The organism is Limnobaculum allomyrinae, from assembly GCF_016649425.1.
In the GTDB taxonomy this organism is placed as follows: Bacteria; Pseudomonadota; Gammaproteobacteria; order Enterobacterales; family Enterobacteriaceae; genus Limnobaculum; species Limnobaculum allomyrinae.
In genome coordinates, this window is record NZ_JADRCR010000019.1 from 1 (window position 1) to 22,964 (window position 22,964).

27 protein-coding genes are annotated in these 22,964 nt (G+C 47.5%); 2 read left to right on the plus strand and 25 right to left on the minus strand.

What is annotated here, in order from left to right:
• Together I2494_RS19880 and I2494_RS19885 are read left to right on the plus strand one after the other, a co-directional pair.
• Window positions 1–1,030 (plus strand): site-specific integrase (locus I2494_RS19880; protein ID WP_218468755.1); only part of this gene is annotated, 1,030 nt, incomplete at its 5' end.
• A gap of 445 nt (window positions 1,031–1,475) precedes the next feature.
• Window positions 1,476–1,706: a DUF2188 domain-containing protein gene (locus I2494_RS19885; protein ID WP_218468754.1), complete on the plus strand. Its 231-nt coding sequence runs from the start codon at window positions 1,476–1,478 to the stop codon at window positions 1,704–1,706.
• Window positions 1,707–1,988: 282 nt separating this feature from the next.
• On the opposite strand, the gene I2494_RS19890 is transcribed toward I2494_RS19885, so the two are convergent.
• The 25 genes from I2494_RS19890 to I2494_RS20010 all read right to left on the minus strand — a co-directional run bounded on the left by I2494_RS19890 (window position 1,989) and on the right by I2494_RS20010 (window position 22,962).
• A complete protein-coding gene (locus I2494_RS19890) occupies window positions 1,989–2,594 on the minus strand; it encodes a tail fiber assembly protein (RefSeq protein ID WP_218468753.1) in 606 nt (201 codons plus the stop codon).
• A complete protein-coding gene (locus I2494_RS19895) occupies window positions 2,594–3,424 on the minus strand; it encodes a phage tail protein (protein ID WP_218468752.1) in 831 nt (276 codons plus the stop codon). Before I2494_RS19895 ends, I2494_RS19890 begins: the two co-directional genes overlap by 1 nt.
• A complete protein-coding gene (locus I2494_RS19900; protein WP_218468751.1) occupies window positions 3,417–4,004 on the minus strand; it encodes a phage tail protein I in 588 nt (195 codons plus the stop codon). Before I2494_RS19900 ends, I2494_RS19895 begins: the two co-directional genes overlap by 8 nt.
• On the minus strand, window positions 3,997–5,121 hold the full coding sequence (locus I2494_RS19905; protein WP_218468750.1) for a baseplate assembly protein: 1,125 nt from the start codon (window positions 5,119–5,121) through the stop codon (window positions 3,997–3,999). Before I2494_RS19905 ends, I2494_RS19900 begins: the two co-directional genes overlap by 8 nt.
• A complete protein-coding gene (locus I2494_RS19910; protein WP_218468759.1) occupies window positions 5,099–5,473 on the minus strand; it encodes a GPW/gp25 family protein in 375 nt (124 codons plus the stop codon). Before I2494_RS19910 ends, I2494_RS19905 begins: the two co-directional genes overlap by 23 nt.
• A 54-nt stretch (window positions 5,474–5,527) precedes the next feature.
• Window positions 5,528–6,100 carry a phage baseplate assembly protein V gene (locus I2494_RS19915; RefSeq protein WP_218468749.1) on the minus strand — a complete coding sequence of 191 codons (573 nt, stop codon included), beginning with the start codon at window positions 6,098–6,100 and terminating at the stop codon, window positions 5,528–5,530.
• Entirely contained in the window at window positions 6,097–7,245 is a 1,149-nt protein-coding gene (locus tag I2494_RS19920; protein ID WP_218468748.1) for a phage late control D family protein, read from the minus strand. Before I2494_RS19920 ends, I2494_RS19915 begins: the two co-directional genes overlap by 4 nt.
• The gene (locus I2494_RS19925) at window positions 7,236–7,448 is read right to left on the minus strand and encodes a tail protein X (RefSeq protein WP_140919118.1); all 213 of its coding nucleotides are present in this window, start codon (window positions 7,446–7,448) and stop codon (window positions 7,236–7,238) included. The genes I2494_RS19920 and I2494_RS19925 overlap by 10 nt, the downstream gene beginning before the upstream one ends.
• Window positions 7,445–8,308, minus strand: a complete 864-nt coding sequence (locus I2494_RS19930) for a phage tail protein (RefSeq protein ID WP_218468747.1) — start codon at window positions 8,306–8,308, stop codon at window positions 7,445–7,447. The genes I2494_RS19925 and I2494_RS19930 overlap by 4 nt, the downstream gene beginning before the upstream one ends.
• Window positions 8,305–11,148 (minus strand): phage tail tape measure protein, encoded by a 2,844-nt coding sequence (locus I2494_RS19935; protein WP_218468746.1) that lies wholly within the window; start codon window positions 11,146–11,148, stop codon window positions 8,305–8,307. Before I2494_RS19935 ends, I2494_RS19930 begins: the two co-directional genes overlap by 4 nt.
• Window positions 11,149–11,313: 165 nt before the next feature.
• Window positions 11,314–11,601 (minus strand): phage tail assembly protein, encoded by a 288-nt coding sequence (locus I2494_RS19940; protein ID WP_218468745.1) that lies wholly within the window; start codon window positions 11,599–11,601, stop codon window positions 11,314–11,316.
• Between the two features lie 142 nt (window positions 11,602–11,743).
• On the minus strand, window positions 11,744–12,265 hold the full coding sequence (locus I2494_RS19945; protein ID WP_218468744.1) for a phage major tail tube protein: 522 nt from the start codon (window positions 12,263–12,265) through the stop codon (window positions 11,744–11,746).
• Window positions 12,266–12,267: 2 nt separating this feature from the next.
• Entirely contained in the window at window positions 12,268–13,689 is a 1,422-nt protein-coding gene (locus tag I2494_RS19950; RefSeq protein WP_218468743.1) for a phage tail sheath subtilisin-like domain-containing protein, read from the minus strand.
• Window positions 13,679–13,924, minus strand: a complete 246-nt coding sequence (locus tag I2494_RS19955) for a hypothetical protein (RefSeq protein ID WP_218468742.1) — start codon at window positions 13,922–13,924, stop codon at window positions 13,679–13,681. Before I2494_RS19955 ends, I2494_RS19950 begins: the two co-directional genes overlap by 11 nt.
• On the minus strand, window positions 13,921–14,379 hold the full coding sequence (locus tag I2494_RS19960) for a Gp37 family protein (RefSeq protein ID WP_218468741.1): 459 nt from the start codon (window positions 14,377–14,379) through the stop codon (window positions 13,921–13,923). The genes I2494_RS19955 and I2494_RS19960 overlap by 4 nt, the downstream gene beginning before the upstream one ends.
• On the minus strand, window positions 14,376–14,819 hold the full coding sequence (locus I2494_RS19965; protein WP_218468740.1) for a gp436 family protein: 444 nt from the start codon (window positions 14,817–14,819) through the stop codon (window positions 14,376–14,378). The genes I2494_RS19960 and I2494_RS19965 overlap by 4 nt, the downstream gene beginning before the upstream one ends.
• A 10-nt stretch (window positions 14,820–14,829) precedes the next feature.
• Window positions 14,830–15,813: a major capsid protein gene (locus I2494_RS19970; protein ID WP_218468739.1), complete on the minus strand. Its 984-nt coding sequence runs from the start codon at window positions 15,811–15,813 to the stop codon at window positions 14,830–14,832.
• Window positions 15,814–15,851: 38 nt separating this feature from the next.
• Window positions 15,852–16,220 carry a head decoration protein gene (locus I2494_RS19975; protein ID WP_218468738.1) on the minus strand — a complete coding sequence of 123 codons (369 nt, stop codon included), beginning with the start codon at window positions 16,218–16,220 and terminating at the stop codon, window positions 15,852–15,854.
• Between the two features lie 14 nt (window positions 16,221–16,234).
• A complete protein-coding gene (locus tag I2494_RS19980) occupies window positions 16,235–17,287 on the minus strand; it encodes a hypothetical protein (RefSeq protein WP_218468737.1) in 1,053 nt (350 codons plus the stop codon).
• A 222-nt stretch (window positions 17,288–17,509) separates the two neighbouring features.
• Window positions 17,510–17,995, minus strand: coding sequence for a phage virion morphogenesis protein (locus I2494_RS19985; RefSeq protein WP_218468736.1), 486 nt, complete (start codon window positions 17,993–17,995; stop codon window positions 17,510–17,512).
• Between the two features lie 2 nt (window positions 17,996–17,997).
• Window positions 17,998–19,101: a phage head morphogenesis protein gene (locus tag I2494_RS19990; protein WP_218468735.1), complete on the minus strand. Its 1,104-nt coding sequence runs from the start codon at window positions 19,099–19,101 to the stop codon at window positions 17,998–18,000.
• Entirely contained in the window at window positions 19,091–20,563 is a 1,473-nt protein-coding gene (locus I2494_RS19995) for a DUF935 domain-containing protein (protein ID WP_218468734.1), read from the minus strand. The genes I2494_RS19990 and I2494_RS19995 overlap by 11 nt, the downstream gene beginning before the upstream one ends.
• Window positions 20,563–22,179 carry a hypothetical protein gene (locus tag I2494_RS20000; RefSeq protein ID WP_218468733.1) on the minus strand — a complete coding sequence of 539 codons (1,617 nt, stop codon included), beginning with the start codon at window positions 22,177–22,179 and terminating at the stop codon, window positions 20,563–20,565. The genes I2494_RS19995 and I2494_RS20000 overlap by 1 nt, the downstream gene beginning before the upstream one ends.
• The gene (locus tag I2494_RS20005) at window positions 22,172–22,408 is read right to left on the minus strand and encodes a hypothetical protein (RefSeq protein WP_140919134.1); all 237 of its coding nucleotides are present in this window, start codon (window positions 22,406–22,408) and stop codon (window positions 22,172–22,174) included. Before I2494_RS20005 ends, I2494_RS20000 begins: the two co-directional genes overlap by 8 nt.
• A complete protein-coding gene (locus I2494_RS20010) occupies window positions 22,408–22,962 on the minus strand; it encodes a DUF3486 family protein (protein ID WP_218468732.1) in 555 nt (184 codons plus the stop codon). The genes I2494_RS20005 and I2494_RS20010 overlap by 1 nt, the downstream gene beginning before the upstream one ends.
• Window positions 22,963–22,964 lie beyond the last annotated feature (2 nt).

Below are 22,964 nucleotides of genomic sequence, written 5' to 3' on the forward strand. Positions count from 1 at the left end.
CAGAAAAGTTAATATTTTGCCTTGTGGCAAACGTAGAGAACTTAGACGTTCTTTAAGAACTCGTTCCAAACGTGAGGCAATCCTTCGGCTGGAAAAATTTAGTGATAAAGCCTGTTTGCCAATAGTTATATCTGATTTAAATCAACAGACTATTGACCGTAAAATAACTGATTCATTTTGTGATATAACACAAAAAGTTATGGATTATGTGAAGTACAAATCTTCTCATGTATGTGAGCGGGAGGTTGCTTCTATACAGCGGTCATTGGATTGTTATTTCAGATTTACTTCTCAACCTTTGCAGAAAAGTGAAGCTGCCAAATTCATTGATCAATTAGATTTATCAATAGCTACTAAGAATAAATATATAAAGAAAATTAGTGGTTTTTTTCGTTGGCTTAATCATCGTTCTGATATAGATATAAAAAATCCATTTGAAGGCTTGATGCTAAGAGATAATGAGATGGTCTCAACTAAGAGACCTGCTTATACCCATAACCAAATTAAACAATTAGAAAGTACTCTTAATGAAATTGTAGAATGGAAAAAATGGATCATCTTGATAGGCCGCTATACGGGGATGAGGGCAAATGAAATTTGTCAGTTGTATAAAAGTGACATTGTGAATTGTGATGGTGTTTGGTGTTTTAATATTGATAATTCAAAGATGGGACAAGTAATTAAAACAACTAATAGTAGACGTTATGTACCTATTCATGCTGAATTGTTAGCTTTAGGTTTGCTAATTTTTGTAGAAAAACAGAATGACCATCTTTTCCCTCACCTTAAATTGTATAAAGGTTACTATAGTCATTATTTCACAAAATGGTTTAGTGGCTTTAGGCGAAAACATCGTTTACCCGAATTTCATTCGATTCGACATTATGTTGCATCAGTTTTTAAAAATTCCGGTGTGCCTGAACAGTTTGCGGGTGCATTGCTTGGTCATAATAATCAGTCAATAACTTATAATCGATATGGTAAGAAAATAGAAATAAGTCAACTCTCTGAACTTATCTCACTTTTGTAAAATATGACAAGACTAATTAAGTTTTAAAATCATTGAGTTATCTTATTTTATGCAATATTGATTACTACATATAGTGTTATAAGAATGTTTCATTTCTATATATAGAAATTCACTACTGTGTATTTTTACAGTGTCAAGTCTATGGGTAATAGAAAAAATCAAAATTGTGACTATTGTCACGAAATATTCTTGCATTGAGTCATTTTTTAAGTTAGATTATGAAATGAAGTAATTTAATTTTCATTCCCTTGACACGCCAAAAACTCTTCTATATTATCCCTTATTGCAGCAGGGAATTTCTTGTTGTAAAAAAAAGCCCCAATGATTTCTGAGATCATCGAGGCTTTGCAATACATTATCAGTTGATAGATGCATTGGCTTTCGCAGGCAAATAATTATACGCATTCTATCTCCTGATTCAATAAGATTCTAAGGAGATAATAGTATGAGTAATAAAGATTACAATGTTTACCAAGGGGCGGATGGTTTATGGCGTGGTAAACGGCAGAATGCTGATCGTTCAGCAGTTGTCTCAACAACTCAACGTGAGGCTATTCAACAGACCAGAGCTCTTGTTCAGAAGACAAAAGGGGAATTATCTGTTCACCGTGCTGACAATGGGCGAGTTCGGGAAAAATGGAGTTATGGTAACGACCCTAAAAATATTAAAGGGTGAGTTGCGATAAATTACTTTATGCGGGCGTAAAGCGCCCGTATTTTCTTGAATAATGGGACGTCTGAAATGCCAATTAAAATTACTGGTCTTAACTGATGCGCCGCGCGATAAATACACCCGCTTATGTGAGATAAATGGCATCGTTGTGGCGTTTCAATATCTGCAAAGGAATTACAATCCTTCCTCTGAACGTCTACTGGAAAGTGCCGGTGGAGTCGCTACCCCCTCTTAGGTAGTAGTCAGTGGCTGACAGATACGATCTTTAGCCAACAGCCACTCAATTTACTCTCCCTCATACGGTTTAAATGGTTGCTTTGGCCAGATAACATCAGGTGCCTTTGACGTGTCTACAGCCTGCACCGTTTTAATGTACTGCATCCACGCGATCAAGGTCACTTTGTCTCCGTCACTAATGATGCCCAGTTGCAATTCCGTTTGCCAGAAACCGATCGTTTCTTGAGCCTCTACTAATAACGCTGATTTTTTCTGATTCGCGATTTCAACATCAGCAGCATGCTGAGCATTACTATCTGTTACCCACTTTTTACCATTCCATTTGTCGTATGGGCCTGACGGGATAGTGATGGTGAACCCATCATGAATAGGCCCGATATAATCAACTGTGGATATCACGGCATCAGTGGTTGAATAAACTGTCTCTCCACGATGGTCCGATTCCCATTCCCATTCACCACTTGCGAACACAGCAACTTTTCCTATCATGGCCTCACTAGGTTCAACCTCTGTTGAATGCCCTGGCATACTGACACCAACATTAATATATTCGTCAGACCAACCGGTGTATTCAAAGGTTGTCGGGTCATAATAAAAACAACGGATTCTTCCCGGCGCTGTTGCAAGTCCGTTTTCATCAAAAATAGGTTTCATTATTTAGCCCTTACAAGAAGATTAAATGCGATGTTACGTGGCCGGTTTTCTGATGCGGTAGGGACAGAGCCAGCAGCGCTAAAAAATATGCTTTGAGCGACAGTTTGCCCACCCGCTACAACGTTAGTTAAATTTTGAGAGCCTCCAGCCGAAAGAGCTCCTGATTGGTGCGTGCTCCCTACATACTGAATGTAACCAATTTCACCGGTAATATTTCGAATAGCGTCACTTTGAGCAGATAACAGGGAGCGCCCGTTATCTACTCCCCGGCCATCATCCCAGACACGTAGAAATTCCCCCCGAGACTCAGTAAGAATGAGGCTTGGGAAAACAAGCGCGAGTTTAGGGTAAGTGGCCGCCGAGAACGCCGCGCCGTTGAACTTCAGAAATATCATATCTGACCATTCAGGCATTACCGTATTTGGCATCGCAGCAGAAGGCCAGAAAAATGGAATACCAATAGCTGGTGCACCTGCTCCCAAACGGAGGTTTTCGAGAGCCGCTGTGACATCAGTTAGGTCAGATAAGTTGGATTCTTTAGTAAGCTTTTCAGTGGCCAAATCATAAGCTTTCTTTACCGCACTCGCAGTAGCAGCATCGGCGTTTGAATCGCTATTAATAGCGTTGCTTAATTTAACAATACCGGCATCGTTCAAACTTGCCGGTGTTGTTGAGGCTTTACCCTCCAGTGCCTTCTTTAAAAAAGCGGTTCGGTTGGCCAGATTAAGCAATGGTTTATTCATTACCCCACCAGGGCCACCCAATGCACGATCAGAGGTCTCCCATTGGTAGACCTCTTCCCACTCTTCTTTCTCTGGCAGATTAGCCATGTGAAATACTCCCTAAATTATATTGGCCATTAAGGTATTTAGTACCATCAAGGCGAAATGCCGCCTCCTGGTAATCTAAACTTTCAAGGTAGCTACGGGCCGGGGCAAAGGCCCGGATAGCTTTACGTAAATTGTCAGCCTGATCGTTAGTGATAGCGTCTTTTAAAATAATGCGGTATCTCGCCCAGGCTGAGCCGTCACCAAGAACGCGGGAACCGTCAAGAAAAACGGAACCATCCAGAGACCAGTCATAGATATTTTCAATAATCTCAACTTCGCCGAACCCAAACCGTCGAATAACCTCACGAACGGCCCATGGCGTACCTTTATAGCGGTGAAGCTCAATAGCGCCCTTAATGAGCTCACGCTTGGCACTGTCTGATTCTGCCAACTCCCAGCCATCACCCAACAAGCTGAATTGCTCTGCTAAAAAAGGGAAAACCGACGATTTAACAAGGTCAATGAGGTAAACCAGGACAGTTTCCACCTCCAGCTCATCAAAAACTTCCTCAACCAGCTCACAAAGCGCTGAAAAACGTTCATCACCGGCTAAGGGGGGCGCTAAATAAGGATTACTCATCGCTAACTCCCGCCAGCGTTACATCAATACCGGTGCAAACCGCCCATTCATAAGGTTCCACAACTCGCTTACTAGGTGTGTTCAATGTCAGGTCATAAACACCCGGTACAGATAGCGTTTTACTGATTTGAGTCGGTACGATATCCAGCCCTAACCGAAGTTTTCTGGCCTCAGTCCAGGCGAAGATGGCTTTTTTAGCCACATCCAATGTGGTATCAGCGTCTACCGTGCGGTATAAGGTCAGTTCTGCCGAAATACTGAATTCCACTATCTCCGGTACCTTGACTAATACTTTGTCATTGATAGGCCGTTTTTTCTCGGCATTCAAACGGGTTTCAATAAGTTGTAATAGCTCAGCTGAGGGGAGACCATCTTTGGTTAATGGATAAACCCAGACCTGGCCAGCAGGAATACGTTCATCAATATCAGGCCCAAGAATGATGATATCGATAATGGACTGGTGTACAGAGAGCGCATGAAACTTATAGGCTCCATAGCTTCCGGCACTGGTATAACCTTCAGGAGCCAGAATCATCCGCTCACGCAAGGCTTCCGTGCTTTCTTCATCATCGCCATTCACCGTGGTACTGATATTACTGACGGATAATCCCGCATCCAGAATACGCTCTGAACGATGAATTTTTCCGGGTAAGTAACCATTACCTGTCTGGCCAGCTTCACTACAGGTTGCGGTAACATCGGCAAATAATGTGCCTTTGCTGATAGTTATATCGAGGTCAGTACTGAAGGCCACGGAACCATCATCATTCGTTACACGCGTAAACATAGGAACAAAAATATCCTTCGGTGCTACGCTCTCCAGTTCGAAACGTAATGTACAACGGGCAGGCTGTGCCGGTAGCCGAACAACGCCGACTAACTCCGCCAGGTAATCAATAATCGGCGCTTCACTGAAGCGGGGAAGCATCTGTTCACCGGTGTGTTGCACTTTGGCCAAAGCACGGGCTTTAGCGTAAGCAATCACATTAATAAATAGGTGTTCAATTTGAGCGGGATAAAGTTTTTTGCCCGATTTGGATTCATATCGGGCTATCAGGTCTTGCTCTATGGCCTGAGGGTCAATTCTGACAAACTCAGGTGGTGCCAGTTCGCTCATATTCCACCTTGCTCTCTGTTGGGACACCATCCGCCACTTTCCAGACAACCCGTACGGCTACCGTGGATCCTTCAATATCAATATTGACCTGGATAACGGTTATACGGGTTTCCCAGCGCTGAATGGCCTCAATGGATTCACGTACCAGGTAAGGCGTGATGATATTGGTTGGCCAGTCCAGATAGTGATGGTTGTTGGTTCCAAAATCAGGCCGGTGTGGATCGCTTCCTTTTGGGGTAAGCAAAATCACCTGAATAGCCTGACCAATATCGGATAACCCCTCAACAACAGAACCGGGATGACCCAGTTCTGGTTGCCAGTGTGCGGAGGTGATGGTGTTGAGTGTTTTCATACTGGCCATGATAGCCAGTTGGGGAAATACTGATTTTAATGAAGGTTAAAAAGATTATTTGGGTGGGCCGCTGTCATCATTACCCTGTTTAACACCGGAATGAGGATGTGTTATCAGCGAAATACCATTGGCGGTAACATCACCGGTGGCGTCTATTGTCCCGTTAACGGTCAGGTTTCCATTCAGTGTTGTCCCTTCGCTGGCATGAATAGCCACGCCGGAAGCGGTATTGATGGTCACACCGGCGCTGGCGTTGATAATTACGCCAGCCGGGGCAGTGATGCTGACCGTTCCCTGTGCAATATTGAGATCCAGGTGATGCTCTGAAGGTGAATAAGAAACCTTAGTACCATCCTTATAGTCAATATAATCCGTATCGTCATCAGTCATTGGCGGCGGCTCCGCTTCAGAATACACAGCGCCTAACAACACGCCATCAACGCCGTTCTCTTTTAGAAGAATGGCTACCTGTGTCCCTAATTCAACAGGACAACGGCGTTTTGAGGATTTACTGTATCCCTGTGGAACCTGTAACCAGTATGAAGGAAGACTACTTTCATGCAGTTCCACACGAATCCGGCAGGTTTTCGCATTCCAGGCCGTAACGGTACCATATTCCAGATTCATTTCTGTCCCATCCTTCCGTTCTGAACGTCATAGATAACCACTTTCTTTTTAGAGCCAGATTTAGCACCGCCCGTTTTGGATTGACCGGATTTCTCTGCTTTGACGGAGACAATATCCGCCTCCCGGATGCGGCAGATATCCAGGCGGGTATTCCATCCCCCGGAACGGTCTAAGGTATGCTGGCTGGCCTGAATTAAGTAATCCCCGTTTAACTCGCCACCGGCTTCCAGCGTGATGGTATTACCGCTGAGATAGGACGGGTTACCCATCAAATCAATATTCCCCGTGGTTCTTTCGCGGTTTGCCTTGGCCAGTTCAGCTTGTGCTTTCGCCGTAGCGACTTCAGGCGATGATGAACGACTGGAGGTTTTAATCGTATCCGGGCTGGTTGTCGATTTACTGACGCTGGAATCTTTAGCCGTCATACCTTCGTTTTTGACATCATAGATAACGGTTTTTTTGGTGGCCGGATCATGAGATTTGACCTCTACGGCTTTAGGAACCTGCTTAATCTGATCGCGGATCTGGCCACCAGAAATATCCGTTAATTTAAATGTGACAACACTGTCAAGAAGGGATAATTCTGAAATGGCATGAAAGACCAGCTTATTCCCGTCAATCTTAAAGGCATAGTCGTATTCATCCGCCAGTTTCTTCAAAAACTCAATATCGGATTCTTGCTGAGTTAAACGATCCAGTGCGATAGGTTCAATCGCACCCACCAAAGTGAGCCCCTGACGATCGGCAATTTGCTTGGCTACCTTATCCAGCGTCATGTTTTCATAAGCATGGGCGGCTTTTGTTCTCACCGAGTTTTTTATACCAACAGCCTGGGCGGTAATGGTCACCGTACCGGGCGAAAACTGAAAGTTGATATCCACAATCTCAAAAACACCTATCTGGCGGCGCTCTTCTCCCAACCAGCCCAATTCAAACGTCAGTTCATCCCCCTGGCCGGGATACCATTCGCCATACCTGCGACCATCAATATTTTCCAATTCAATGGCGAGTTCATCGGACTGGCCACTGAGATAATCGGTATAGCTGATGGATAACAGATAGTCAGCCAGCTCATTACTGATATCGTTTTTCTCATATAACAAACGATAATCAGAGACTGGGATAAGAGGTTTAATTACTTCCATGGCGGCGTTCCTGCTGAAGTGGGTTGAATGTCCAGTAAGGGAATGGCAATCGTCAGCCCGGCTTCAAACGTGGCCGTGATGGCCACATGAGGATTAGCGGCAATAATCTGGGGGTAAAGATAACTATCACCATAATACCGATGGGCCAGTTGATCCCAACGTTCACCGTCTTTAGTGATATGAAACCGGTATAGCTGGCTCATGATAATATTCTCCTGGTGGCCACACCCACACTTAACATCAGAGCGTTTTGGCTGGCACTGTTTAAGGCTTCAGAAGCATTCCCCATACAACCCGCGGCGGCATCAACTCTTTCCATCACTGAGCCCAGACTATTGTCTTTCAGATAATCCACCGCCTGACGAACCTCATTCAGTGCCTGACTTCCGGCATCAATCAGTTCCTGACCTTCCATTAATACCCCGGATAACGAAGATAATTGCTCCAGGGGGCCGATAGCCTGACCGGCAATGGAAGACAGCTCAGCGACAGCACCCAGCACAGAAAGCGGGTTTTCTTTAATTTCATGGTAGGCATCAATACCGGCATTAATCACGTTCATGGCTGTTTTGGCATAACCTACCGCCTGTTGAGCCATATTTTTTAAGTTGGTACCTGTTTTGGCATCAACATAGGTCAGCAACGAATCCAGTAAGCCTTCGCCGGATACGGGCCGGGTAAACTCACCGGTGTATTCTTTCAGGGTCAAGGTGACGGTAGCGGAACGGGTGCGGCCTCCCGCCGTCGTAGTATTAATGTTGGTATCCAGGTTAGTAATAACATGAGGGCCTTTATACTCACCGTCGCCCATGACCAGTGCCATGGGTTCATGCCGGGCTTTGGCTTCACGTAATAAACGTAACTGGGTTTCCGTTTTTACCAGATGGTTATGAAAGAGAACTTCCAGAGTGATTTCATCCAGTTCATCCCCCATAAATTCCAGTTTGGGTTTTCCCTGAATAAGCGAGTGCTCAGCCCAGGAGGTTGCAGAACGCTGACCATAGGAATGGGGGCTGCTTACAATATCAAACGAGAAATTACCTAAAATAGCCCACGTTTTCATTTATCAATTCCCTTATAGGCGCTTCGGTTGGCCCGGTGCTCATACTCTTTCATCAGGCGCTCAAACTCGCTAAAGCTCATTCTTAATGCACGATTTACTTCAGCGGCGACATCAGCACCGCCTTTAACCGTAATGTGAGGGGCATAGGTCACAACCATCCCTGACGGCTGATTAGCAAACTGTTGGGCGCGGATGGCATCCTGACCTGGTGGCTGAATATTGGGGACATGGTTATTTAACAGATTCGGCGGGACTATTGACGGGCTGGCCAGTTTGACATCCGTAGCTGAAGCCAGGTCTAATGCCGCTTTACCCACAAGCTCGGATTGGTTATTGATACCAATAGCGGCACCTTCAGAAATATTTTCACCAAAACCAATAAACACACGACTGGGGGAGTTAATGCCTAATTGCTCTTTAAACCAGCCGCTGACAGAGCTTCCCACATTCATGATGGACTCTTTAACGGCGGTGGCCTTACTGGTAATCCCGTTAATCAGACCGTCCAGAATGGCCTGGCCCATTGACGTAAACGAGGTGGGTAACTCCACACCAAACCAGTTCAATACACTGCTGAAGATGTTCTTGAAAATAGAAAGTGGTGACCAGGCGGTAATATTGTCTGAGGCGTTTTGAATACCGGTACTGACAGAGCCGGTGATAGTGTCCCAGGTGCTACCAAACCATCCGGTCACACCACTCCAGGCGTTTTTAATTGTCTCCATCGGTGACCAGGCAAACCCATTTTTAATACCGTCTGTTACCCAGCCAATGAGCTTTAAAGCCGTCTTCAGCGGTATCAGAAGAATGTTAATGGCCTGACCGATAACCCGGCCAAATGATTTACCGGCATTTTTCGCACCTTCAAGTTCTTCAGCCGTAGAGTTTACCGGTTCAAGGAGTTTAGTGACCCAATCCCAGGCTTGTGAAATCCATCCCACTAAGGGTTGAAATAGCTCACCAACCGGGCCAAAAACTTCACTGAATGTCGCACCAATCGGCTCAACGGCCTCCGCGATACCTTCAAATACACCACTGAAGAACGCCTTGATGGGTTGCCAGTATTTATAGATAAGTAAGGCAGCAACAGCAATACCACCAATCACCAATCCAATGGGGCTTAAAAACATCATACGGCCCACGCTGGCGAAGACTTTACCCAGGGTGGTAACAGAGGCAGCGATACCAGGAAAAACCGTACTAAACTTGCTGCCGGTAGCGGAGCCCAGCAACATCTTAGCCCGGAATAGCTCCAGTTTGGCGCTGCTGTTTTTCAGGGCAACATTGAGCGCGGCCATGGGGGATTTGATAAAGAAATTCATACCCCAGGACGCGCCCAGGGTAGCCACTTTCAAACCCACGATTGCCGTGGCTGCACCCACTAAACCCACCACCAGTTTGGGGTTGGCTGCAATCCATTCTGTAATATTACCGAGGATAGGCTGAACGGTATCGACCAGTTGTAATACCGGCGGTAATAACGCATCACCGACAGTAATTGAGAGTTCTTTAAGGGTATTTGCCAGAGATTTAAATTTTTCAATCGGCGAGTCCATCCGTAAATCGGCGGTTTTCTGAAGGGTGTCAGTAGACTCTCCACTGGATTTACCTCCTTCACGGATACGGTCAAACTCGTCTTTATTCTGGCGGTAGCCCAGTACCATATTGATTTGGTTACTGTCCTTAAAGATTTCAGACAGGCCAAATTTTTCCATTAGCTCAGCTTGTTTTTCAATATTTCCTTTGTACTTGTCCATCTCCGCCATACCCGCAGATCCCAGTCGCTTTTCAAGGAATCCACTGGCAATCTTCATACTGGCTTCAAATTCACTGTAACCATTGGCCACGGCTTTTTTCATGGAAGCCTGATAATCAAACTCTGCGTTGGGATCAATGGTTTTATAGGCACTGGAAAAAGCTGCTGCGCGTTTGTCGGTATTCATTTCTTTCAGCCAGCCTTTAAGACCGGCCATGGCATTTTCAGCCCCCATGATGCCATCACCAATCTGTAAGGTGGCGGCAATATCGCCCAGAGAATCAATACCCAACTTATTGGTTTTAATGTCATCCCCTAGTTGGCCGATGGCATTAAACAGATTGGCCATACCATAGCCGCCTTGTTGACCTGACCAGATAAGCTGATCCAATGCCTGGCGCATACCTTCTTCACCATCAATTCCCATATCTCTTAATGCCAGGAACGTGGCCGCGCCGTCATCCATACTTATCCGTAAACCAGTAACAGCCTTACCCAGTAATGGTGCATATCCCCGAATTTCTTCCAGGCTAGCTTCTCCCTCAACCAATTGGCCTATACCATTTGATAGTTCCATATGATCCTGAGTTGTGCTTTTATTCTTAAGCGTATCCCGGATGATTTTTCCTATCTGACCTTCATCTTCAGCACTGAGGGTGCCCTTAATCCGGGCATCGCGTAAACTGTCCTGAAAGTTGGCGCTACGGCCCACACTCTCCCGGACTAATCTGGCGTTCGCCCAAGCGGTAGCTGCTGTACCCATCATTTCGCCGCCTAACGCCTGACGCTGGTCTCCCAGGGCTTTTTGTTTGGCCATGGCCGCGTTAAGACTGTTTTGTTTGGCTTTCAGGCGGTCTAGCGACTGGCCCAGGCGCTCATAGTGGTTACGGAGCTGCTGGACGTTTCGGGTAGGATGCGATAAAGCCCGGCTCATTATCTGACCCAGGCGTTGTTGCCGTTGTGAAAGGAGTTCAGTGGTGCGACCAAGGCGGCTAACCGTTGAGCTGGCGCTGCCAAAAACAGAAGTAAAGGCGTTATCCAGCACAGCCCCCAGTCGTAACCCAACAGAGATTGTATTACTCATAACGCCTCACTATTTTATCCCTTTGTTGCTGCTATACGCTGGTTATTTCGTTCCTGTGCAAGTTCAAACCAGCGCCAGTACTCATCTACAAAACTCAGGTTGTCGATATCGGAGGGTGAAAATTTGAACTCCAACGCCAACCACTCATCAACCGACTGTAAGTTTTCAGGACTGGTCGGCAGATTCTCCACATAGGCGGCGAAAGGTTTTTGATATCTCCGCACTGTCAGCCAGTGTGAGTTGGTCGATATCTTCCATCGTTAAACCGGTGAGCAACGCAAATAAAAAGGTCTCAGATTCAACCTGGTCTTTACTGTGTCGCTGGGCTTCTTTCATATCTTTTCGACGTGGGACACGCATGGTTAGCTTAGTGAGTGTCTCGCCGGTTCCCAGCGTCAGCGGTTCTAATAAAGTGATATCAGTATTAACAAGGAAATTGGTGTTCTTGGACATTTTGGGGCTCCCGATGATTTAAAAAATTCGTGAGCCTTCATTCTCTAGATGATGAATGGAAAGGGATTTTAGCGGAGGTTAAAGAAATACCCAGCAACACATGTTACCGGGTATGATGAAAACAGAATGTAAAGGACGTTAATTATTGGCCGATATTGGAACGGTATTTTGCCAGTTGATCTTTACCGTCCACCCGGTAGATATTTGACAGAACATCCAGCATCACGGTTTCTTTTCCGCCCACCAGTTGCCGAATGGATGTTGCGCTAAAAGGTGTTTCAAATGTTGTCGCTTCTCGCGGTTTGTAACTACCCAACTGATACTCTTTGAATGTCACTGTCATCAGTGTAACAAGTGGTAACTCATCAACCCGTCCCTGGCTGGTATGGACATTTATCTGACTACGGCACTGTAACGAGATAGAGGTAAACGGTGAGGCGATTTTAGAAACCGCATCCTGGTATAAGGAGTTCCAGATAATCTTCCCTTCGATTTTTTCAAAACCGTCCGGCAGTTCAACAACACCGATTAATCCCAGTCCGTTAAAATCAGACATCACCGTTTTAAGGCTGCCTAAATCAATCTCCTGCGCTTTAGCCAGATAGCTATTCCCATCCAGGTATACGCCTGCATTGTTAATTCTGTGCGCTTGAAAACCCGCCATAATCAGTTACCTCCTTTCAGGGTGGCCAGATACTCACCGGTAATTTCGGATTCATAGGTGATCCGCTCCATCGGTGGTGGTGGCGTTAATTTATATTGGAACAGGGCATTCCCCAGCTCCAGTTGGGTTTGTGGGTTACGCTCAGGGTCATACCAGCATTCGCCACCTAACAGCGCACCATCGCCAATCAGCTTTCTCAGGAACTGGTTAACCGACTCCACAATGGCATCAATGACCGCCTGAGTAATGGGCATATCGATAAACTGAAGGGAGGAATAGCGGATACTCTCATCCACAATGTCTTTCACCCGGCGAACGGAAATGAAGTTCTTCATATGCGTTACCGATGGCCAGGCGGCGGAACGGTTCCCCCAGGAACGCAAACCGGTACCAAAGCTGTTGAATACCGTCACAATCCCGTTTTCATTAAGCAGATTGACTTCACTGTTAGGGTCGTCAATACGCGCAGACAACGAACGTTCAGAACCAACGATACCTTTAAACTCCGTATTGGACGGACTCCACCAGTAACCACGCTCAAGGTCTTTCGCTGCCATTAATCCTGCCAGGCGCTGAGACATGGGCTCCAGTTGGATACTGTCCGTGGCTGAGTCGTAAACCTTCAGGTGGGGATAACACAGAATGGCGCGTTCGCTGGAAGTGGCAAAGTTAATGGTACCCATCGGGCCGCGACCACTGATAGCCTGGCTTGGCGTTGTCCCTACCGGCGCATCAATCAGCGCCATGGCACCGTATTTATGAGCGGCAGAAATCAGCTCAGTACCTACGCTGTTTAATGTGCTGAAGCCAGGAGCAATCAGTAGCTTGGCAAAAAAGCCATAAAGGTTATAGGCATCTTCCAGCGCATTGATACCCGACCGATGACCAGCAGCATCAACGGCCCCAATAATATCTGCTGGGGTGACCTTCGACGGGTCGGCATATATATATTCTACCGTAACCGTTGCTCTGGCTGGAATAGCGCCAGTAGTCAGGCGAACCAGCTCTCCGGTAACCAGGTTAAGGGTGTAATCCGTATCCTGAACATAAGTGGTCTCTGCCGTTTTCACTTTGGCGGAGATAATGGCGGCATGGGGTAACATAGCCCGATTGTTGATACCAAACGTTACAGTAATACCCGTTGCTTCCGTTTGATGGATTTCCGGGTTAAGTACGTTAATCACCAGAACCGTACCGGCACCATGATCGTAAATGGCTTTAAGGGCTTTAGGGATAGAAAAACCGCTTAAACGAGGCCCAAATTGAGCTCCGGCATTCTCAGATGGACATAACGTTAATTCATTAATCGGGCCAGTTGGCGCGGTTCCGATTAATCCAATAACGGCGGATTTCACCACCCGAATAGCCCGTGGCCCGTACTCAACCTCAAGGGTTTCAGCGCCGTGTAAAAAGTTAGCGGCCATCGTCTTTTTGCTCCTTGGCTTTCACATCAGCTTTCACAAGCTTTGCAGTAGTTGGAGGGAGTGTTAACAGCTTTTGAGCCAGTAACGCTTCGGTATAGTCATGCTTTTCAGGAAGAGAAACTTCACGACCAGGATAGAGTACAACCTCCAGTTCCTGCTCTTCCTTATTCGAGCCAATGATGCGTACCGTGACGCTGCTTTGTGGCCCGTGATAGAGATAGGGAATTAATTTCATGAGTAATCCTCATAACGTAAGTGAGGGGGGATGTCGTTGGAAACCTGTATTTGGTTAATCCGGGTATTAAAATCCTGTGCGTATTGCCAGATACCGGCGTTCTGCGCCAGGAAGATTTCACTGACAGGCTTTAAAGCAGTATCACAATGGGGAGGCGTCCAGCCGGTCAGGGTTTCACGCAGGTGGTCAAGGTAGGCAATCACACCTTTTTTACCGTGAAGCTGGCGAAACATCAGCGTTAACGGAATGGTCATATCTCTGGCCATCCAGGTACTGTCTAACGCCTCAACATTGTTAAAGTTGCTTTTGGAATAGCTGATAAGCACTGCGCCAACGGCATGGTTTAACCGGTAACTGGCGGGTTGCTCAGGAAAGTACTCGATGGCCAGCGCTTTTCCGTGAGCGTCCTTCAGGCGAATCAAAACAGCATCAAGAACATCAAGGGTGATACTCATCGCCATTTCTCCAGGAGCTTACTTCCCCAAAAGCGTTTAGAGGCGGAAACCTTAAATACACCAGGCTCTTTGGCTTCAGCGACGGTATCCGCTATTTTCACATTAAGAGAAATAGCCCCTTTTTGGATTTGGCTGAGGGTATCCAGAGCATCCTTTTTGCCATCTTTGACCGCTTCAGGCATGGCCCCTTCAGGGCGGCGCTGATACAACCAATAACGTGCCAGGTACGCTACTGCATCACGAACGATGGTTGGAACGGAAGATAACGGCAGTGGATAACGGGAGACTAAATAACCGTCTGCCAACTCTTCCGCGTAGTTAATCGCATCCTCCAGAACAACCGGGTCATAGCTTTCCGCAGCGGGATCGTCATTGGATAACCAGATGAGGGTTTGCCGGGGAACGGCCCGTTCTAAATCGTTCAGTGTGCAGTAGCGCATGGTGGCTTCCTTAACTCATTTTCAGTTCAACAAGGGCTTCGGGATAGGTACAGATAGCCAGCGGGTTAGCCTGAGCCTCCAAATCCCAGCCTTTACCCATGCTGCGCTCTTCCGCTTTGGCATAGTGCGGCAGGCCAATGGTATTGACCGTTTCGTTATAGTTCGCCGGGGCGTTATACATCTTATAAACACCACCTTTGGCGATAGGAAATACCCGTGCAACATCGGCCGGAAGGAAGTTCTGCTTGGAGACCGTGGCGTTATACTCTTCAAACTCAATACCACCGAAGGTAAAGCCTTTACGCATATCACCACCCAGGCGATCGGCGGCTTCCTGATAGTTGGCATAGGCTTTTTGTACGTTAGGATGATCAACGAAGGCATCAAACCAGTCTTTACCACAGAACGCCTTATACCCGGTCACCAGTGCGCCGGTGAGCTTGGATTCACTGTGGCGTTTGGCATCCATTAACAGTTTACGGACATTGGTATCGTCTGCGCTCAGCGGTACGATAATGCTTTTTTGTGTTACGCCAAATTCTTTATACAGGTCATAAATCACCGAGCCATCCGAATCCAGAATACGACCACACAAGGCACCGATACGCTGGAATTCGCGGGTCACTTCCAGGCTGTTTTTCATCGTTTCCAGCTTGTTATTGATGGTTTGTGCCTGATAGTCGGTAGCATCGTTGTCGCCAAAAGAATTAAAGTTTTGCAGGTCAGACGGTAACAACTGAGCGGAGGCCGGTAAGTGGGTGGTTTCAAACGTACGGCGTTTGGACTTGTTGTTTTTAACCGGCGTTGGGTCTTCATCACGGCCAATATTCTTGACCAGGAATAAACGACCATCACGGCTTTCAATCACAACGGACGTAGTAGCAATCCCTTCTTCTTCAAAAATACCCAATTCACCTGCACGGGTCGGGATGGTTGGGATTTTATTGATGGCTGCCGTTAGCGTGGTAACGGTAAACATATCTTCTAAATTCATTCTCTTTTTCCTTTTTGCTTTAAGTGGCTAAACAGGGGTTAAAGCTGCTCTCTGGCAATAATGCCCAGCGCTTCCAGCTCGGTGTATGCCGTGGTCTTTTGTGCATCAGTCACACCGTCAGGCCATACCAGACCATCAATGGCCACTACGGCACCACGGGCAATCACCGCTCCCGGACGTTCGCCAGCCGTGGTATCGATATGTTGTGCCAATACCGCTACGGCTTTTTTTGCCGCACCCGTACCCGCTAAATCAAGGGCATAATATTTACCGGAGACTTTGGCCATAACGGTACCCAGCTCATATTTGTTACCTGCTGCAATTATTCCCCGGTCTTTCGTCCAACCCGGTTTTACTTCGACCAGCAGAACATCGCTTAATACTTTTGGTTCGTTAAAAGTAGCCATGATTTAAGGTGCTCCTACTTATTACGGCTGGCGCGGCGTTCTGCGTCAGCCAGTAGTGGGTTAACAGTCGTGTTTTTAGGGGCGGTACCTTTTCGGCCCACCTCACTAAAATCCACCACGTCCGGTAAAGAACGAATAAATGCCTGGATAGCTGGCGCAAGCGGTTTACTTTTACCGTTTTCGCTAAAGTCCAGCTTGCTGGTACCGCGCTTTTTCGATGCGGCCTTGATCATGGCGCGAACGGCTGCCCGGTGGCTTGGTTTAACCTTACGACGAATAACTTCAGCAAAGTCCGCGCTCTCACCGTCAATTTCCAGTTCTTCCGCCTGCTCCAGAAGCTCTTCGTTTTCGGCCTTCAGTCGCTGGTTTTCCTCCGATACGGCGACTAACTGAGCGGCGACTTCAGGCAGAATTTCATCGGCGCTGGCATCCGGTGGAAGGTCGGTTTTAACCGCTTCAGGTGCGGCATCACTCACAGCCACGGCAATTGCCTGAGCGCCTTCTTCTGAAATGATTTCAGCGGCCTTGTCCTCACCCAGCTCTTTGGTCAGAAAAGCCACCAGACGTGCCAGTAAACCTTTTTTATCCGTTGGGTTAGCTGCATCAGCCATATTGGTATCCTCATTGATATTTTCGTTAAAACTCACAATACCCTGACCACTGTCTGCAAATTCAACCGGCTTCAGTCCTTTTACTGATGGAGGAACAGCACCCAGAAACCCAACGTGGCGCAGGTAATACACCCCCGGCACGGGATTACAGGGTTCATCAGGTTCATAGAATGACGGGGAGATTTTCTTATAGCGGCCAGCGTCGACCAGTTCAGCAAACTCAGCATCAACCTGATGCGGTTCGACGAACAGGCCTTCCGGTGTTGCAATGATGTGTTTTACCCAACCATAGGCAGGGAAATTGTCTTTCGGGTGACCAACGACCAATGGCGCTTCATGAACATCCATACGGTAGGCTCGTGCCGTGGCTTCAAAATCCTTCAGGGTGAAAGAAATAGGATCGCCTTCCATCGGTTGATGGGTACCAGGCTTAAAGATATGGATCAGTTTTGACATTCAGGTTCACCATGTTGTTGTTAGTCATGGCTACGATGTCAAAATTTATGGAAGTGCGATTTTAATCGACGTTAAAGAACAGCATTGAGGGAAAATGAAAGTACTCAGGGGATAAAGGACAATATTAATGGGCTGTAAATCTTTATAAAGCGGTTTTACGCGATTAATGGAAGAAATACAACCCATGAGCCCACTCATTGGCTAAAATTGAACTCAGCGCGATTAATCCATCGTTCCGGCTGCACGGGCAAGATACCGTTCCAACAGGTCCAGAATATCCTCTTCGTCTTCAGGTGACAGGCCAATGAATGGTCTGGCTTCAATATCGCCCCAGGGCAAAGGTACACCATGTCGGGTCTGGCCATATTGACCTTTTTTAGCCCCAAAATGCTGAGTGCCACCATACTCCATCAACGAGGCCAGCAGAACATGGTCGGCATCAAACGTATAGCTAATCTGGGTTGATAGGCTGCGCGTATCCCCAATCAATGGACGGGGATCACGCTTATTCGCCAGCGTGACCGGGCTGTTTGTCGCCCATTGCTCACCCAACGGCCCCATACCGACTTCAAAACGGCGGCGGGTACTGTTTAACAGGATTTCACCGATATTTTTAAATACCGGTGTCAGGTCTAAACCCGCCTGTTCAATTTGGCTCAGTAGCTGGTTAACCGGCGCACTGTCGAGTTGTACGGTAATTGTAGCCATTACTATGCCTGAACCATGTCAATGTAAATACCGGAGGCGGTAGGCTTGGCAATAACCTGCCATAACTTACCCGCAAGGCTTACTGCCGTTTGCTTTTCGCCTTGCCCAGTCATTTGCCACCGGGCACTATCCAGTTGGGTCTGGAGTTGACGAAAATCTAACGGGCTTAAATCCGGGTGTTGGGTACGTAACTTCATGATGGTCTGGCGGCTTAAGGTCAGTACCGGGCTCTTTACGGCAAGTTCAGCCATCTGCTTACTGTCCATTACAGCCACCGGAAACTCACCCTTCAGGCGACCATTATAGAACGACAGGAACACATCAGAGTTAATCAGCTTTTCGACGTTCTTCCTGGCAATGGCTGAATCCAGAGTATTGAGTTTCTGCTTATTGGCTGCCAGCGCGTTCTGGGTGGCGCTCTTACCGGGGGTATAGTCAAATCCGGGCATCACCCCTTCAGGAACCAGACGTTGTTCACCGGTATTGGTATCGGTATAAAGCTGAGTTTTTCGGGCCGGGGCTGTATCCGGGCCGGTTTTACCCAGTCTTTTCAAATCCCGTTCACTACAGGACTCAACGATACAATTACACCCGAAGCCGTTCGGAGGATAATGCTCATCCCAAAACGGATCGTCGGCAGGGAGTACCAGATTATGCCATCTGGCGTGTTCTTCTCTGGGATTAATCACAGAACGGTGAACATAGCGCCAGTAGGGACGCTCTGCTAACACATCCGGGTCAGTCAGTTGAGCATAACGGCCTGCCGCATGGGATGATTTCAGGTTCTGGGTATAAATCACCTCAGTACGCCAGGCTTTACCCGCTTTACTGTCTTCACCCGTCCAGCCTTTCCAGCCTTGCTTCTCGACAACCTGATCAAAGTTCTTGCGGAACCACTGGATACTTTTGCCGTCATCAATCACGGTTTGTATCGCTTTTTTCAGGTCATTAACCAGGTCGGCCTTCATGGCACCGGCGACAATAAAACCATGATCGTGCTGTTCCCTGGAAATATCATCCCAACGTTCGCTGGGTATCGCTAACTTCTGGCGGAAATAATCGCTCTGCTTATCAAATCGCTGGTTAAACGCGCCTCTAATGGCCATGATTCACCTCATCGCGTCCCTGAAGGTTAATGGCGGTAAAGGCACTGGCCATGGCCTGAGCCAATTCCTCTTCAGGCAGATTATCGAACTCTTCCAGTAAGCGTTCCTGAAGCTCTTCCATACTTTTTGATTTCTCTGCGAAGTAGCGGATACGCTCCAACCAGCCATCAACAATGGGTTGTGTCTCCCGGCTGAGCTGGTCAGCAGCGGCTTTAATCGGGTCATGTTTTTGGGGGTTCTCAGCAAATGACGGATAACCCATTCCTGCGGATGGTGGGAGTTGTTCGCCCAGGTCGCCTTCTTTCAGGTTGTATTCCCGCATGAAATACGCATTGGTAAAGTTAGCGCCCGCCGTTTTTAGTATCTGGTCACGCTCAGCCAGGGTTTTATCAATGGTCTCCGGTGACCACATTGACCAGACCGGCACGTTCTCATCTTCAGAGAAGTTCAGCTCTACCGTCCACCGGGCTAAGGTGTTCATGGCTTCTGATACTAACTCAGCATCCGCATCACGAATATCTTCAGAGACGGTTAAACCGGCCTGAGCAATGGCGTTGGTGGTGTCGGCCTCCGTTGTCTGGTTAGTACCGGTTAAAGCAATGCTGACTTCAGAACGACAGAACATCATTAAGCGCTCGTAAATATCGGCGCTACTGCCTTTGCCAGCGGCTTCAAGGATTTCAATGGAACTATCATCAGGAATAGCCGCTACCGCATCCTGAACCATCGCTTCCAGGCTATCCAGTAGCGCGTCTACTTCAGAATTATGGGTATTACGGGGATGCTTACCGACCAGGAACGGGCTACCGTACTTCTCGGTGAACTTCAGCCAGAACTCAAAACCGCCACGCTTGAACGTGGTTGGCCAGAAACAGCGACTCAGGTCAGCAATGCCATACGGGTTCTCATAAGTGGCATCCTGGCGCACCAGAATAAACTTACGTTCGGGCAGTAAAATACCGTCTTTGTTATCTTTGGTACGCATCCGAAGGCGGTTCTCATCATCAAAAAAGAACCATTCAGCGGGTTTGGCCACAACCTGAACGGGAACTATCCTGTCATCAATATCTTCCCACATGACTTCCAGTGGGGTGTAGCCATATAACGGCGCATCCAGTGCTTCACTGATGAGGGTTCTCATCCGCAGTTTTGCAAAAACCTTATCGATAAAATCGGACACCGGCGCACTGGCACTTTCCCGGTCAAATCCATATTCAAGTGCCAGAACCGCAGACTTACGGCGACGAACGCAACCGCCTACATGCGCGTCAGCGGTCAAATCACGGTAAACCTGAATGCTTTTACCCATCTTACGTAAAACAGGATCGGGGTTCGGTAATGCACCGGTGATACCCAGAGAGCCATTGACCCGCGAACGGGTAGCAATGACTTCTTTTGATGGTCTTTTAAGCTCGGCAAAAGAGACGAACTCATTGGGGCTAACCCAAATACCTTTACTCATTATCGGTATCCTTTTAACAATTGATTACTGGCCCGCGTACCGCGAGAGGATGCCCTGACCGGGCCTTTATTCATCTCAATGGAGGCATACCAGGCTAATGCCAGGGCAATGGCCGTATCCCCGTGCCGATAGAGTTCAGGGTCTTTCAGGTCTTCCTTACGAACGGATGAGAGCATGGGAATACCATCAATCTCTTCAATGGAATGGATATCCTGCTTAACGTTGTCGTCAGCCGGTAAGGTGATAACCCCGTCTTCAAATCCCTGGATAACTTTTGGCATCCAGGTACCGTACCAGCTCCGGCTCAAACTCACCTGAGCCACACGGTCATGACCGAACTCATCAGCAGTATATTCCGCCAGTGTCTGACCGGGGCCGGTGGCATCCATCGCACCAGAAAAACGCTGTATGGCCCGGAGCAAATACCAGAGGATTTGTTCCTGTTGGCGGGTGGGTACCTTGTGCATTTCAATAATTAAAGGCACATCACGATAGAGGTTTGGTAACGTGACCATCAGCAAAATGGAGGAAAAGTCACGATGTCGGGCGAAGTCATCACCAAAGGAATAACGTAAGTTTTTATCCAGTCGGGCGATAACCGGATCGAGATAACGCTTAATCCAGTCTTCAGCAAAAGACTTCCGTTCTTCGTTGGATTTCCGGGCAAAGTCATCATCCAGCGTCAGACGCAGAACAACGCGATCAGAGTTTGGTGGCATGGCGTTTTCAATCCAGACACCCGGAATACAAACACCGTTACCATCGCGGGGGATAACGTCCAGTTCTTCACGCATCGCTGCTTTACGGGGGCCATAGGCGTTACGGATGCGGGTATACCAGGTCTGTTTCCCTTCAAGTGTTGCTTCATCTCCCTTCATGAAACAAACGCGTTCATAGAGCCCATTGGCAACAGCATCATCAAAGGTAACCCTGTAAACCACGGCATCAGCCCCATATAAGCCGTTTTCAATATCGTTAACAAACTGGTTAAACGAATTGGTTTTGCCGTTATGAGAAGAGATAACGATGATACGACCACCCCAAATCAATAACGCGGTGGCAGCATCCAGAACCCCCTGAACATCCTGATGGAAAGCGGCTTCATCGATAATAACCAGTCCTTGTAAACCACGAATGTTTGCAGGCCGGGAAGATAGCGCCACAATCTGGTAGCCGGAAGAATAACGAATACGGTAGGCCGTAATGTGTCGGGTTTTGCCTTTCTCGTCCTGGTCTTCAAACAGGAACTCTTCAATACTGGAAACGGAAGTACTCTGCTGCTCGGCAATAACGCGGGAGAACTTGGCACAGTAGCCAATAAACTCCAGACCCTTTTCTTTGGTATCGCCAATATAGAACACATCCATACCACCAATGGCTTTTTGAGAAGCGGCAGTCAGCACGGCATCAAAGCTAAAACCAAAGGTAATGCCAGTACGACGACCTTTAGGGATGGCAATGATTGACGCTTTTATTTTCAGTACTTCAATCTGGTGTGCCATCAGCACACCTTCAGCCAGCGGGTTAAAGTTGGCCGGAATATTACGGGCGCGGGGTGGCAGTTCCTCCCACTCAACAACGCGTAAGGTAGAAGATAAGGGCTTGAGGTTATTCATTATCAATCACCTCAATAATTAGTTGCCCTTTATCTTTAAAGTGAAGGGTAATGCGGTCTTTACCATTCCAGCCTGACTTTTTCAGCGCTTTCTCAAACTGGTTAACAGCGCGAGACAGTGAGGTATATTTACCGAATAGACCCAGTAAATAAAACGTCAGGCAGTAACTGAGGTGGCCTATCCCGTAACAGGCCAGCATCAGAAGTATCCAGGCAAGATAGACATTCATTACTTGATCCCCAGTATCTTCTCACGCCAGAACTGAACCGCATTTTCATCCAACCCCTGCGCTTTTGCTTCTTTCTCCAGATTCTCGCTCTGCTCACGTAAAAGCTCTGCCCGGATCTCCTTTCGAATATCAGACTGGTAGCGCTTCAGGTTGACGCTGGCGCGGGTTAACGTGGCAATATTCTTGGCCGCAGTGGAAAGCAATTTTACCCGCTGCCCCTGATCTTCCGTCTCTTCCGCTTCCTGAAGGTTGATCATGGTTTCGAATAGCTCACTCTGTACCATCGCAATAATGGCTTCAGAACGTTTGTCTTGGTCGTCTGAAGCGCCTTCAGTGATGATTCTGGCGGCTTCCGTGCTGGCTTTGATGGTGGCAAAACGCTTTTCAATCTTCTTACCGTAGCGGAAGATAGCGGACTTACTGATTTGGTAGCCTTTGTCCCGCATCAGCGCTTCTAACTCGACATAACCGCTAAAATTATTATCGGTTAGGGCGCGTTCCAGCCAGTGCCTGACATCAGTTGGCAATTTATCAATAGAGCTACGTCTGGCCATGA